Raw genomic sequence first — 14026 nt, forward strand, 5'->3', positions numbered from 1 at the left:
TTTATGGTAAAAACGCCTGTAGCGAACGCCATGCCCGGAGCATCTATCATGCAGGACCGCAATTTTGATGATATCGCCGAAAAATTCGTGGGTAATATTTACGGCACCACCAAGGGCCTGATCCGCCAGGCGGTGGTATGGCAGGATTTGCAGGAACTGTTGACCAGGTTGCCCTCGCGCCCGCTCTACATTCTCGACGCCGGCGGCGGAGAGGGGCGCATGGCCTGCCAACTGGCGGCCCTTGGTCATCGGGTATTGCTGTGCGATGTATCCGCCGACATGTTAGCGCGGGCGCGGCAACTGGCAAGTCTCCAAGGTGTGATGGATAACATGCAATTTGTACAAAGCGCCGCGCAGACCGTTGCCCCCCATTTGGAAAGGCCGGTTGATCTGATATTGTTGCATGCGGTCCTGGAGTGGGTAGCCGAGCCCAGGGAGCTATTGTACAAACTTTATGAATATCTGGCCCCGGCTGGCGCTCTGTCATTAATGTTTTACAATAAGCACGGTCTGGTTATGCGTAATATGATCCTGGGCAATATCGAATTTGTGAAATCAGGCATGCCGAAACGGAAAAAACGCTCGTTAATGCCGGATCATCCCTGCGATCCCGAACAGGTCTACGGCTGGCTGGCCGATATGGGGATGACCGTCAGCGGCAAAAGCGGTGTCCGGGTGTTTCATGACTACCTGCAAAACAAGCAGCAGCAACAGGATGATTTTCCGGCATTATTGGCGATGGAGCAGCGGTATTGCCGGCAGGAACCCTTTATCGGCATGGGACGCTACATCCACGTCATGGCGCATAAACTTCCCCTGAAGGATGGATTATGAGTGAATTTTCCCAGACTGTACCCGAACTGGTGGCCTGGGCGCGTAAGAATGATTTCTCTTTGTCGCTGCCCATTGAGCGACTGGCTTTTGTGTTGGCCATCGCCACCCTCAACAGCGAGCGGATGGACGGCGAAATGACCGAAGGGGAACTGGTGGACGCGTTCCGCCACGTCAGCAAGGGCTTTGAACAAACCCATGAAACGGTGACGCTGCGCGCCAATAATGCCATTAATGACCTGGTGCGCCAGCGATTGCTCAACCGCTTCATCAGCGAGCAGGTGGAAGGCAATGCCATCTACCGTCTGACGCCGCTGGGCATCGGCATCAGCGACTACTATATCCGCCAGCGCGAATTTTCCACCCTGCGCCTGTCTGTGCAATTGTCCATCGTCGCCCAGGAACTTCAGCGGGCGGCCGAAGCGGCCGAAGAAGACGGCGATGAATTTCACTGGCACCGCAATGTGTTCGCGCCCCTGAAATATTCGGTGGCGGAAATATTCGACAGTATCGATATGACGCAGCGCATCATGGATGAACAACAGCAATCGGTGAAAGACGACATCGCCGAACTGTTGAACCAGGACTGGCGCGCCGCCATCGCCAGCTGCGAATCCCTGCTGTCGGAAACCTCAGGCACCCTGCGGGAACTGCAGGATACCCTGGAAGCGGCGGGGGACAAGCTGCAGGCCAACCTGCTGCGCATTCAGGATGCGACGCTGGGACACCAGCATCTCGTCTTTATCGATAAGCTGGTGCTTGACCTGCAGAACAAGCTGGATCGCATTACCAGCTGGGGCCAGCAGGCCATCGATCTCTGGATTGGCTATGACAGGCATGTGCACCGGTTTATCCGCACCGCCATCGATATGGATAAAAACCGGGTATTCGCCCAGCGTCTGCGGCAATCGGTACAGCACTATTTCGAGCAGCCCTGGACGCTGACCTTTGCCAATGCCGATCGGTTGCTGGATATGCGCGATGAAGAATTGATGCTGCGTACCGAAGAAGTCACCGGCGAATTGCCGCCGGATATGGAGTACGAAGAATTCAATGAAATCCGCGAGCAGCTGGCCGCCATGGTGGAAAACGCCCTGGCGGTGTATAAGCAGCAGCGGCTGCCCCTGGATCTCGGCCGGGTGATGCGCGATTACCTGATACGCTTCCCGCGCGCGCGGCAGTTCGACGTTGCGCGCATTTTGGTTGATCAGGCCGTACGTCTGGGTGTGGCCGAATCAGATTTTTCCGGATTACCGCCGCAGTGGCAGGCAATCAACGATTACGGTGCTAAGGTACAGGCCCATGTCATCGATAAGTACTGAAGAAAACATGCCGGTTAAGCTGGCGAAAGCGCTGTGTAACGCGCTGTTCCCGGCGCTGGACAGCCAGCTGCGTTCCGGTCGGCATATCGGCGTCGAAGAGCTGGACAATCACGCTTTCCTGATGGATTTCCAGGAGGAGCTTGAGGGCTTCTATCGCCGCTATAACGTGGAACTGGTCCGCGCGCCGGAGGGCTTTTTCTATCTTCGCCCGCGGTCTACGACGCTTATTCCTCGTTCGGTATTGTCCGAGCTGGATATGATGGTGGGCAAGATACTCTGCTACCTCTATCTCAGTCCCGAGCGCCTGGCCCATGAAGGGATTTTCACCCAGCAGGAGCTTTACGACGAACTGCTCAGCCTGGCGGATGAAAACAAACTGCTTAAACTGGTGAATCAGCGTTCCACCGGCTCGGATTTCGACCGGCAAAAGCTGCAGGAAAAGGTCCGTACCTCCCTCAATCGTCTGCGGCGGTTAGGCATGGTGTGGTTTATGGGCAACGATGCCGCCAAATTCCGTATCACAGAAGCGGTGTTTCGTTTCGGTGCCGATGTGCGCAGCGGCGACGACCCGCGCGAGGCCCAGTTGCGTATGATACGCGATGGCGAGGCGATGCCTATCGAGCAGGCATTATCCCTGAATGACGAGCAGGACGATAGTGACGCTAACGGCATGATGAATGACGGAGAGTCAGATAGCGCCGAGGATGAACAGGCATGATTGAACGTGGTAAATTTCGCTCATTGACACTGGTTAACTGGAACGGATTCTTCGCCCGTACTTTCGATCTGGACGGGTTGGTCACCACCCTGTCCGGCGGTAACGGCGCGGGAAAATCCACCACCATGGCCGCCTTTATCACCGCGCTTATTCCGGACTTGACCTTACTGCATTTTCGTAACACCACGGAAGCCGGGGCCACCAGCGGATCGCGGGACAAAGGCCTGCACGGGAAACTGCGCGCCGGGGTCTGCTATGCCGCCCTTGACGTGATCAATTCCCGCCATCAGCGGGTGCTGGTGGGCGTGCGGCTGCAGCAAATCGCCGGACGCGATCGCAAGGTGGATATCAAGCCCTTCATGATCCAGGGCCTGCCCGTCGCGGTGCAGCCCACGGAGATCCTGACGCAAATCGTCGGCGATCGCCAGGCGCGCGTGCTGAGCCTGCAGGAGGTCAAGGAACGGGTGGAAGAGCATGAAGAGGTGCAGTTTAAAATCTTCAATTCCATCACCGATTACCATTCCCTGATGTTCGACCTGGGGGTGATTCCCCGCCGTCTGCGCTCCGCCGCCGATCGCAGCAAGTATTACCGCCTGATTGAAGCGTCGCTGTACGGCGGCATCTCCAGCGCCATTACCCGATCCCTTCGGGATTACCTGCTGCCGGAAAACAGCGGCGTACGCAAGGCATTCCAGGATATGGAAGCCGCCCTGCGGGAAAACCGCATGACGCTGGAGGCCATCAGGGTCACCCAATCGGACCGCGATCTTTTCAAGCATCTGATTTCCGAGGCCACCTCTTATGTGGCGGCGGACTATATGCGCCACGCCAATGAGCGGCGCCTGCACCTTGATCAGGCGCTTTCCCTCCGGCGCGATCTCTTCAGCAGCCGCAAACAGCTGGCGGCCGAGCAGTACCGTCATGTGGACATGGCGCGTGAACTGGCGGAGGTGATGGGCAGCGAGTCGGATCTGGAAACCGACTACCAGGCGGCCAGCGATCATTTGAATCTGGTGCAAACGGCCATGCGCCAGCAGGAGAAGGTTAACCGCTATCGCGACGACATCGATGAGCTGACCTTCCGCCTGGAAGAGCAGACCGAAGTGGTGGCGGAGGCCAGCGGGATCCAGCAGGATAATGAGGCCCGCCTGGAGGCCGCCGAGCTTGAGGTGGACGAACTTAAAAGCCAGCTCGCCGATTACCAGCAGGCCTTGGATGTGCAGCAAACCCGCGCCATTCAATACCAGCAGGCATTGCAAGCGCTGGAGCGCGCCCGCGAGCTCTGCCAGGCGCCGGATCTGACCGCCGACAGCGCCGAGCGTGAACTGGCGCTGTTCCAGGACAAGGAACAGGAAGCCACCGAAGCCCTGCTGCAACTGGAACAAAAGCTGAGCGTCGCCCAGGCGGCGCACAGCCAGTTTGAGCAAGCCTACGGGCTGGTGGAGCGGATTGCCGGAGCTACGCCCCGCGGCGAAGCCTGGCAGGCGGCCCGTGAGCTGTTGCGCGACGCGGCCTCGCTGCGGCATCAGGCCGAACGGTTGCATCCGCTGCGCGGCCAGTTGAACGAACTGGAACAGCGTCTGCGTGAACAGCAGGACGCACAGCGTCTCCTGGCGGATTTCAGCAAACGTCTGGGGACCGATTACCAGCCGGAAGAGCTGGACGCGGCGCAGCAAGAGCTGGAGGCACAGGTTGAAACGCTGTCGGTTTCGGTGTCCGAGGCCGGCGAGCGCCGCATGGGGCTGCGGCAGGAATTTGACCAGCTTGCGCAGCGGCTGCAAATGCTGACCCAGCGTGCCCCGGCATGGCTGGCGGCGCAGGACGCGTTGACCGCGCTCGAAGAGCAGAGCGGCGAGCGCCTTGAAAGCGGCTCCCTGGTTACCGAGTATATGCAGCAACTGCTGGAACGCGAACGCGAGACCACGGTGGAACGTGATGAAGTGGCCGGCGTCAAGCGGGGCATCGAGGAGCAAATTGAACGTCTGAGCCATCCGGGGGGCAGCGAGGACCTGCGTCTGGCTACCCTGGCGGAACGTTTCGGCGGCGTATTGCTCTCGGAAATCTACGATGATGTCACGTTTGACGATGCGCCATACTTCTCCGCCCTGTACGGACCCTCGCGCCATGCCATCGTCGTGCCGGATTTATCCCGCATACGCGACCAGTTGGACGGCCTGGACGACTGCCCGGACGATCTCTATCTGATTGAGGGGGATCCGCAGTCCTTCGATGACAGCGTTTTCGGCATCGAAGAACTGGAAAAAGCGGTGCTGGTGAAGGTCGCCGATCGGCAATGGCGCTATTCCCGCTTCCCGGCGGTGCCGCTGTTCGGCCGCGCCGCCCGTGAAAACCGCTTGGAAAGCCTCAATGCCGAGCGCGACGCCCTGGCTGAACGTTATGCCACCCTCTCATTTGATGTGCAAAAGCTGCAGCGGCTGCATCAGGCTTTCGGCCGTTTTGTCGGCAGCCACCTGGGGGTAGCGTTCGAAAGCGATCCGGAAGCGGAGATCCGTGCGTTGACCAGCCGCCGCGGCGAGCTTGAACGGCTGCTGAGCGATCATGAAAACCAGCACCAGCAGCAGCGCCAGCAGTACGAATCGGCTCGGGAAGGACTCAGCCTGCTCAATCGGCTCATCCCCCGCATAAGTGTCCTGCTGGACGACACTCTGGCGGATCGACTCGAGACCATCCAGGGGGAGTGGGAAGAGGCACAGGATGCGGTGCGCTATCTGCAAACCCACGGCGCCGCCCTGGAGCAGCTGGAACCGCTGGCGGCGGTGCTGCAAAACGACCCCGAGCAGCATGAGCAGCTGCAGGCGGATTACCTGCAGGCGCAGCAAACGCAGCGCCTGGCAAAGCAACAGGCTTTCGCCTTGACGGAAGTGGTGCAGCGCCGCGCCCATTTCGGTTATTCCGATTCAGCCGGCATGCTGACGGAAAACTCGGACCTCAACGATAAGCTGCGCCAACGGCTGGAGCAGGCAGAGGCCGAACGCGGCCGGGCCCGGGACGCCTTGCGCCAGCATCAGGCCCGGCTCACCCAGCTGAATCAGGTGCTGGCGTCGCTGAAAAGCGCCTTCGACGCCAAACGGGACATGTACCAGGAGCTGACGCAGGAGTTGCAGGATATCGGCGTACAGGCCGATGCCGAGGCGGAAGTGCGCGCCCGGGAGCGGCGTGATCAGCTGCATGCCTCCCTCGGCCAGAACCGCAGCCGCCGCAATCAGTTGGAAAAACAGATCACGTTCTGCGAGGCGGAAATGGACGGCCTGCAGAAAAAGCTGAACAAGCTGGAGCGGGATTACCACCAGATGCGCGAGCAGGTGGTGACGGCCAAGGCCGGCTGGTGCGCCGTGATGCGCCTGGTGAAGGACAACGGCGTCGAGCGGCGGCTGCATCGCCGCGAACTGGCGTACATGGAGGCGGACGATCTGCGTTCCATGTCCGACAAGGCCTTGGGCGCTCTGCGCCTGGCGGTGGCCGACAACGAGCATCTGCGGGATGTGCTGCGTTTATCGGAAGACCCGAAGCGGCCGGAGCGTAAAATCCAGTTCTTCATCGCCGTCTATCAGCATCTGCGCGAGCGTATCCGGCAGGATATCATCCGCACCGACGATCCGGTGGACGCCATTGAGCAAATGGAGATCGAACTGAGCCGGCTGACCGAAGAGCTCACCGCCCGCGAGCAAAAACTTGCCATCAGCTCCCGCAGCGTGGCCAATATCATCCGTAAAACCATTCAGCGCGAGCAAAACCGTATCCGTATGCTGAACCAGGGTTTGCAGGCGGTTAGCTTCGGCCAGGTGAAAAGCGTGCGGCTCAATGTCAACGTACGCGAGGCCCATGCCACCTTGCTGAGCGTGCTCAGCGAGCAGCAGGAGCAGCATCAGGATTTGTTCAGCAGTAACCGGCTGACCTTCTCCGAAGCCCTGGCGAAATTATACCAGCGGCTCAACCCGCAAATCGATATGGGGCAGCGGACGCCGCAGACCATCGGTGAAGAGCTGCTGGATTACCGCAACTACCTGGAAATGGAAGTGGAGGTCAATCGTGGTGCGGACGGCTGGCTGCGGGCGGAGAGCGGGGCGCTTTCCACCGGTGAGGCCATCGGTACCGGCATGTCGATATTGGTGATGGTGGTGCAAAGTTGGGAAGAGGAATCAAGCCGGCTGCGGGGTAAGGATATTTCGCCGTGCCGTCTGCTGTTCCTTGATGAAGCGGCGCGCCTGGACGCCAAATCCATCGCCACGCTGTTTGAGCTGTGCGACCGCCTGCAGATGCAGCTGATTATCGCCGCGCCGGAAAATATCAGCCCGGAAAAAGGCACCACCTATAAGCTGGTGAGAAAGGTCTTCAATAATCAGGAACACGTACATGTCGTGGGCCTGCGCGGCTTCGCCAACGAACTGCCCGCGCCGGCGCCCGTCGCGGCGCAGGAAGCATCCTAGCCTGGTCGGGACAGGCTGCCTGATCGTAAACACGCCGTGAACCCGTCCCTGGGGGCTCGATCCGCGTGATTACGGCTACCATCCCAGGCAGCCGCCCTGCGGGCCAACGCCTGGCGGCATTGTTCCAAAACGCTCCGGGCGTTTTGGTCCCTGGCGCGGACGGTTTACTCTTTTGGCAGCCTGCCCCTCCCCATTAGCTCCGAGTATGCTTGTCAGCTGTGTGAGCCCCGCGAGGCGGCTTTTTTCCTCCTGTTTCGCTCCGTTGAAAAGTTTGTTAATTTCTTCGCAATTTCCGTAACGCATATTTGGCTTTCTGCTTATATACTAAGGAAAAGTCCCATGCGAAAATAGGACGATAATAATTAACAATTCAGCATACAGGGGACAAAGGATGTTACTGACAAGTACCGTGGTATGGCGACGTACGGTGACCGGCTGCCTGCTGGCTTCGTGCCTGTTTCCGCTGTTTGCTCCCAGGGCGCAGGTGGCCACCGCCCCGATATTGCCTGAGACCCATACCTTGGGTCACAGCGCTGCGGCGCTGGCGGCAGTGATGCCCGCCGGCATCAAACCCTTTTATGCCGGCCAGCTGGCGCTGATTTATTCCGCTCACCATAACCAGCCGCTGTGGCAGGATCGCGACGCGGTGCAGCAGTTCCAGCAGCAGCTGGCGGAGTTGGCGTTATCCGGCGTCCAGCCTCAGTTTATTGTCTGGACGCAGTGGTTAACCGATCCGCGCGTCAATGCGATGGCGCGGGACGTCATTCTCTCCGATGCGATGCTGGGATATTTGCAGTTTGTCTCCGGCGTCGATCAAAACGGCGAAAAATGGCTGTTCAACGACGGCCCGTACGTGCTTACCCCACCGCCGGAGCTGGCGGTTCAACACTGGCTGCATGCGGTGCATGACGGCAACATCGGCCGGTTCGTCGCCGGCCTCGCGCCGCAGAACCCTCAATATCTGAAAATGCACCAGGCGCTGAAAACCATGTTGTCCGACACCCACCCCTGGCCGCGGCTGAACGGCCAGGAAAGCCTGCGGCCGGGGCAAATCAGCGATGATATTCCGGCCCTGAGGGAAATATTGCGGCGTAGCGGCATGCTGGTCGCGGCGCAGCCGGCGCCGGTGCCCACCGCGGATAACGCCCCCGCCGATGCCCGCGCGCCGGCGCCGGTGACCGACGCGCAGCAGTCGGTGGTGGTCAGCCCGGCCGCCGATTCCCCCAAACCCTCCGCTTCCACATCGGATCCTTCGGTCATTGCCACCGTCGATCCCCAGGACAAGGTTTTCACACCTGAGCTGGTGGATGGCGTCAAGCGTTTTCAAAGCTGGCAGGGACTGAACCCTGACGGGGTTATCGGCCGCCAGACCCGCGAATGGCTCAATGTCTCGCCTCAGGTCCGGGTCACCCTGCTGGCGCTGAATATCCAGCGCCTGCGGCTGCTGAATAAACAATTTAACACCTTCATCCAGGTGAATATTCCCAACTATTCGCTGGTGTACTATTACCAGGGCACCGAAGTGTTGTCATCAAGGGTCATCGTCGGCCGCCCAAGCCGCAAAACGCCGCTGATGCGCAGCGCGCTCAGCAGCGTGGTGCTGAATCCGCCGTGGAATGTTCCCACCTCGCTGGTTCAGAAAGATATCGTGCCGAAGGCTATGCGGGATCCGGGCTACCTGCAGCGCAATGGTTTTACCCTGTTATCCGGTTGGAGCAGCGATGCGGAAGTGGTGGATCCCGCCACTCTCGACTGGAATATGATATCGCCTGCCCATTTCCCTTACCGCCTTCGCCAGGTGCCGGGCGCCAATAACGCCCTGGGGCGCTACAAATTCAATATGCCCAGTTCCGACGCGATCTATCTGCATGATACGCCGAACCATAATCTGTTCCTGAGCGATATGCGCGCGCTCAGTTCAGGCTGTGTCAGGGTGAACAAGGCCTCGGATTTGGCCAACATGCTGCTGCAGGACGCAGGCTGGGGCGATGCGCGGGTCAGCGCCACGCTCAAACAGGGCAATACCACCTACGTCTCCATTCGCCATCAGATACCGGTAAATCTGTTTTACCTCACCGCGTGGGTGGCGGAAGATGGTAAACCGCAGTTCCGCACAGATATTTACAATTATGATAGCGCCGTTAAAATCGGTGTAAAAAGCCTGCCCAATGCGGAACGGCTACTGCAATAACCAGCTGAAGAAATGAGAATTGTTCTGGTCGGGGAGCGTTGAGCCCCGACCGGTCATTTTGTGAGCCTTTGCAAACCTTGACAAACCGTGGGTTGACTGCTTCATTTTCAGCGGTTATGGTTCCGGACGGTGCGCTAATGTGCTATTCGTCCGTTTCCTTATGCCAACTGGTTATTTTGCTCATGGATCCTATAAATCAACATCGCCGAAAATTATTGGCGCTAAGCTGCGCAACGATGGGCATCGCCCTCCTTCCCAATGCCTCGTTCGCCATGCTTTCCACACCTCGTCCCCGTATCCTTCATCTCAATAATCTCAATACCGGCGAAACCTTAAAGACCGAATTTTTTAACGGTAAAGGATATAATCAGGCGGAATTGTCCCGCTTGAATCATTTTTTCCGGGATTACCGGGCCAATAAGATAACCAGCATTGACCCGCGCTTGTTCGATCATATCTATCGGCTGCAAATGATGCTGGACACCAGCAAGCCGGTACAATTGATTTCTGGCTATCGTTCCCGCGAAACGAACAATGAGCTGCGCGAACACAGCTCGGGTGTGGCAAAACACAGCTATCATACCTTGGGTAAAGCCATGGACTTTCATATTGAGGGCGTTCAGCTCAGCAATATCCGAAAAGCGGCTATGAAAATGCGTATGGGCGGAGTAGGTTATTACCCAAGCAGTAACTTTGTGCATATTGATACCGGTCCGGTAAGAGCCTGGTAGGATGACAGCGCTGCTATTCGCCTATACCCTTGTCCGGGCCGTAACCCGTTGACGGCGGGCGTTTAATCGCATTTTCGGAGAGTTATGAAATACCATATTGTACCGGTGACGGCGTTTAGCCAAAATTGTTCGCTGATCTGGTGTGAAAAAACCGGGGACGCGGCGCTGGTGGATCCCGGTGGCGAGGCGGCAAAGCTGATGGCGGAAGTTTCCGCCAGGGCCGTGGCGGTAAAACAGATTCTGCTGACCCACGGCCACTTGGATCATGTGGGCGCCGCGGCTGAGCTGGCGGCTCATTATGGCGTGCCCATTGTCGGCCCGCAGAGCGAAGATCGCTTTCTGCTGGATGCGCTGCCGGAGCAAAGCCAGATGTTCGGTTTGGATGAGTGCCTGCCCCTCACCCCCGATCAATGGCTTGAGGAAGGGGAGGAAGTACGCGTTGGGGAAGAGCGGTTCGAGATATTGCACTGCCCCGGCCACACGCCCGGACATATCGTATTTTATAATCGCGACGCGCATATCATTCTGATGGGCGACGTGCTGTTCAAAGGCGGCGTGGGCCGCAGCGATTTTCCCCGCGGCAGCCATCAGGCCTTGATCAATTCAATCCGCACCAAGCTGTTGCCGTTGGGGGACGATATTGCGTTTATTCCCGGCCACGGCGCCATGTCAACGCTGGGCCATGAGCGCCTGACCAACCCTTTTTTATAATGCCGGCCTAAAAGAGCCGCGCCCGACCCAAAAAAAACCGTCTTTAGCAAGACGGTGAGTTTGTTGACAAAGTGCCTGGTCGGGATAGGCCGCCAGATCGTAAACACGCCGTGAATCCATCCCTGGAGGCTCGATCCGCGCCATCCCTGGCGCGGACGGTTTACTCTTCTGGCAGCCTATCCCTCCCTATTAACTCTGAGTACTTTGTCAGCAGTCTGACCGTCTTTAGCAAGACGGTATTCTTATTTTGGCGTGGAACCGGCTTACAGCACGGCAACAATGGCTTCGCACAGCTGCGCCATATTGTCCGTGGTCATGCCCGCCACATTCACCCGGCCGGAATTGACCGCGTAGACGCCGAACTCATCCCGCAGCCGCAGCACTTGCTCCTTGGTTAATCCGCTGAACGAGAACATGCCGTTTTGCTGATTGATAAACTCGAAATCCTGTTGCGCGCCTTTTTCCCGCAGCGTACTGACGAACAGCTGACGCATGCGTTTAATCCGTTCACGCATACCGGTCAATTCCTGCTCCCACAAGGTACGTAGCGCATCATTGCCCAGAATGGTCGCCACAACGGCGGCGCCATGGGACGGCGGGTTGGAATAGTTGGCGCGGATACAGGATTTCAGCTGGCTCAAAACGCGGTCTGCGGCTTCGGCATCCGCCGCCACCAGGGTGCATGCCCCCACCCGTTCGTTATACAGGCCGAAGTTCTTGGAATAGGAGCTAGCGATAATCATTTCGCTGTGGTTTTCAGTGAAAATCCGCAGGCCCTGGGCATCTTCTTCCAAACCGCGGGCGAAACCCTGGTAGGCAAAATCAAACAGCGGCAGCCAGCCCTTTTCACGGGATAAATCCGCCAGAATGCGCCACTGGGCCTCGGTAGGATCGATGCCGGTGGGATTATGGCAACAGCCGTGGAAAAGCACCACATCGCCGGCCTGGGCATTTTGCAGGCCCTGCAGCATGCCCTCAAAATCCAGCGTATGGTTTGCCGCGTCATAATAGGCATATTCAGCAGTGCCCAGGCCGGCGGAGGCGAACACGCCTTTATGGTTCGGCCAGGAGGGTTGACTTATCCAGACGCGCTTTACGGCGGTGTTTTTCGCCAGGAAATCGGCGGCCACCCGCAGCCCGCCCGTGCCCCCCGGCGTTTGGGCGGTGCGGGCGCGTTTAGCGGCAATTATCGGACTGTCGGCGCCGAACAGCAGAACCTGGGTACATTGCCCGAAGGCGGCCAGGCCGTCGATGCCAAGATAGTTTTTGGTGATTTCGCTTTCCAGCAATATTTGTTCGGCTTTTTTTACGCTGGTGAGCACCGGGGTTTGGCCGGTTTCATCTTTATAGACGCCGATGCCCAGGTTGATTTTGTTCGGACGCGGGTCGGCACGGAAAAGATCAAGCAGGCCGAGAATGGGATCGGCAGGAGCTAACGGAATATTTTCAAACATTTTGAAGGGTTCCAGGGGAAAATGAACAGTGAGCACAACGTGCTTTCAGGTTACCGCCAGAAAACCCCTTTGCCAACAGTTTGGATAAAAAATCCCCCCGTTTATCCCCGGTATAGCGATTATATGATAAAAAAAGAAGGCAGGGGAAAACCCTGCCTTCAATATCTCAGCTCAGGACATCAAGTGCCCATGAGAAGTTGACGTCAACTTAGAACTGGTACACTACGCCCAGGGCAACGGTGTCGCCGGTGGAGTAGCCCAGTTTGTTGTTGTCATTAAGGTCATTAATGATGTAGTCAACATAAGTGGACATGTTTTTGTTGAAGTAGTAAGTCGCGCCGACTTCGTAGTATTTGATCAGATCAACGTCGCCGATACCTTCAACATCTTTCGCTTTGGACTGGCCGTAAGCGATGGACGGGCGCAGACCGAAATCAAACTGGTACTGGGCCACGATCAGGATGTCCTGGGTTTTATTGGCAAAACCGGTATTGCCGCTGAAGTTGTTGGTCAGCCAGGTTGCATTACGGGTTTCGCCGTAGGTGGCAGCCAGATATACGTTGTTAGCGTCATATTTCAAAGAGGTCGCCCACTGTTCTGCACGGTCGCCGGCGCCGTAGAAGGTAGCGTTCTGAGAATCGGTACGATCGGAGGAAGCATAAGCACCTACGATACCCACGCCGATGGGGGAAACGTAAGAGACTGAACCGCCGTAGCCGTCGCCATTAGAGCGATGCGGGTCAGTTGAACGGTCGTTTTTACCCTGGTATTGCAGGGCAAAATCCAGGCCGTCAGCCAGACCGAAGAAGTTGGTGTTACGATAGGTAGCCACACCGGTGGTACGGCCGACCATGAAGTTATCGCTGTACGCGGTATCCCCACCGAATTCCGGCAACATATCGGTCCAGCCCAGTGCGTCGTAAACAACACCGTAGTTACGGCCGTAATCGATTGAACCCGCGTCGGCAAATTTCAAACCGGCAAAGCCCAAACGAGTCTTGGTACCGTCATTGTGGTCAGCGCCGCCTTCAGTGTCGTTTGCAGCGATTTGGTATTCCCATTGGCCGTAACCGGTCAATTGGTCGTTAATTTGGGTTTCGCCTTTGAAGCCGAGACGAGCATAAGACTCATCGCCGTCGCCCGCGAAACCGCCATCGTTGTCGCTGGAGAAGTAGTGCAGGCCGTCCAAACGTCCGTAAAGGTCCAGTTTGTTGCCATCTTTGTTATAGATTTCGGCCGCGTTTACAGCACCCGCAGCCAACAAGGCCGGAATTACAAATGCAAGAATAGTGCGCTTCATCATTATTACCCTCATTGGTTTTATTTGGACACCTGCCACTGCCGCTAATAATTTCTTACAGAAGTCATAGTTTCGACATGAACTATAAATTCTAATGAAACATTAATGAGAGTTTGGTGTCTTTCTGTGTCTGCACGCAGTGTTCCATTCACAGACATGTTAATCCACACAGAAAATGCTACAAAGGTCGCAATAATGTTTCAGCGGGAAACAGAGTATTGCAAAATGTAAATATGAGGGAACTTTGTGAGAGAACTCAAACTTTAAAATAATAAAGGCCAGCAATGCTGGCCTAAAGAGTTTATATATATGTTTTTCTT

Annotated in this window: 9 protein-coding genes; 7 read left to right on the top strand and 2 right to left on the bottom strand. The window is 57.2% G+C overall.

The features are described from left to right. Nucleotides 1-48: 48 nt before the first annotated feature. From cmoM to ACL2XO_RS09735, 7 genes are all read left to right on the top strand, one after another. Nucleotides 49-834: a tRNA uridine 5-oxyacetic acid(34) methyltransferase CmoM gene (gene cmoM / locus ACL2XO_RS09705; protein WP_132922636.1), complete on the top strand. Its 786-nt coding sequence runs from the start codon at nt 49-51 to the stop codon at nt 832-834. Further along, complete coding sequence (mukF, locus tag ACL2XO_RS09710; protein ID WP_132922635.1) at nt 831-2153, top strand: chromosome partition protein MukF; 1323 nt, start codon at nt 831-833, stop codon at nt 2151-2153. The genes cmoM and mukF overlap by 4 nt, the downstream gene beginning before the upstream one ends. After that, complete coding sequence (mukE, locus tag ACL2XO_RS09715; protein ID WP_413742603.1) at nt 2134-2871, top strand: chromosome partition protein MukE; 738 nt, start codon at nt 2134-2136, stop codon at nt 2869-2871. The genes mukF and mukE overlap by 20 nt, the downstream gene beginning before the upstream one ends. Beyond that, entirely contained in the window at nt 2868-7319 is a 4452-nt protein-coding gene (gene mukB / locus ACL2XO_RS09720) for a chromosome partition protein MukB (protein WP_413742604.1), read from the top strand. The genes mukE and mukB overlap by 4 nt, the downstream gene beginning before the upstream one ends. A gap of 391 nt (nt 7320-7710) precedes the next feature. Further along, nucleotides 7711-9510: a L,D-transpeptidase gene (gene ldtD, locus ACL2XO_RS09725; protein ID WP_413742605.1), complete on the top strand. Its 1800-nt coding sequence runs from the start codon at nt 7711-7713 to the stop codon at nt 9508-9510. Nucleotides 9511-9692: 182 nt separating this feature from the next. Beyond that, nucleotides 9693-10241: a YcbK family protein gene (locus ACL2XO_RS09730; protein ID WP_132922631.1), complete on the top strand. Its 549-nt coding sequence runs from the start codon at nt 9693-9695 to the stop codon at nt 10239-10241. Nucleotides 10242-10325: 84 nt separating this feature from the next. Then, nucleotides 10326-10952, top strand: a complete 627-nt coding sequence (locus tag ACL2XO_RS09735) for an MBL fold metallo-hydrolase (RefSeq protein ID WP_132922630.1) — start codon at nt 10326-10328, stop codon at nt 10950-10952. A gap of 263 nt (nt 10953-11215) precedes the next feature. Here the strand turns inward: ACL2XO_RS09735 and ACL2XO_RS09740 are convergent, their stop codons facing one another. Both ACL2XO_RS09740 and ompF read right to left on the bottom strand, forming a co-directional pair. Beyond that, nucleotides 11216-12406 carry an amino acid aminotransferase gene (locus ACL2XO_RS09740; RefSeq protein ID WP_132922629.1) on the bottom strand — a complete coding sequence of 397 codons (1191 nt, stop codon included), beginning with the start codon at nt 12404-12406 and terminating at the stop codon, nt 11216-11218. Between the two features lie 208 nt (nt 12407-12614). Next, nucleotides 12615-13709: a porin OmpF gene (gene ompF / locus ACL2XO_RS09745; RefSeq protein ID WP_413723798.1), complete on the bottom strand. Its 1095-nt coding sequence runs from the start codon at nt 13707-13709 to the stop codon at nt 12615-12617. Nucleotides 13710-14026 lie beyond the last annotated feature (317 nt).

Source organism: Sodalis sp. RH15 (assembly GCF_047324255.1).
Classification (GTDB): Bacteria; Pseudomonadota; Gammaproteobacteria; order Enterobacterales; family Enterobacteriaceae; genus Acerihabitans; species Acerihabitans ligni.

Coding starts and splice junctions, on each gene's coding strand:
- ldtD (WP_413742605.1), top strand. CDS start 7,711: ATGTTACTGACAAGTACCGTGGTATGGCGACGTACGGTGACCGGCTGC.
- ACL2XO_RS09730 (WP_132922631.1), top strand. CDS start 9,693: ATGGATCCTATAAATCAACATCGCCGAAAATTATTGGCGCTAAGCTGC.
- ACL2XO_RS09735 (WP_132922630.1), top strand. CDS start 10,326: ATGAAATACCATATTGTACCGGTGACGGCGTTTAGCCAAAATTGTTCG.
- ACL2XO_RS09740 (WP_132922629.1), bottom strand. CDS start 12,406: ATGTTTGAAAATATTCCGTTAGCTCCTGCCGATCCCATTCTCGGCCTG.
- ompF (WP_413723798.1), bottom strand. CDS start 13,709: ATGATGAAGCGCACTATTCTTGCATTTGTAATTCCGGCCTTGTTGGCT.
- mukE (WP_413742603.1), top strand. CDS start 2,134: ATGTCATCGATAAGTACTGAAGAAAACATGCCGGTTAAGCTGGCGAAA.
- mukF (WP_132922635.1), top strand. CDS start 831: ATGAGTGAATTTTCCCAGACTGTACCCGAACTGGTGGCCTGGGCGCGT.
- mukB (WP_413742604.1), top strand. CDS start 2,868: ATGATTGAACGTGGTAAATTTCGCTCATTGACACTGGTTAACTGGAAC.
- cmoM (WP_132922636.1), top strand. CDS start 49: ATGCAGGACCGCAATTTTGATGATATCGCCGAAAAATTCGTGGGTAAT.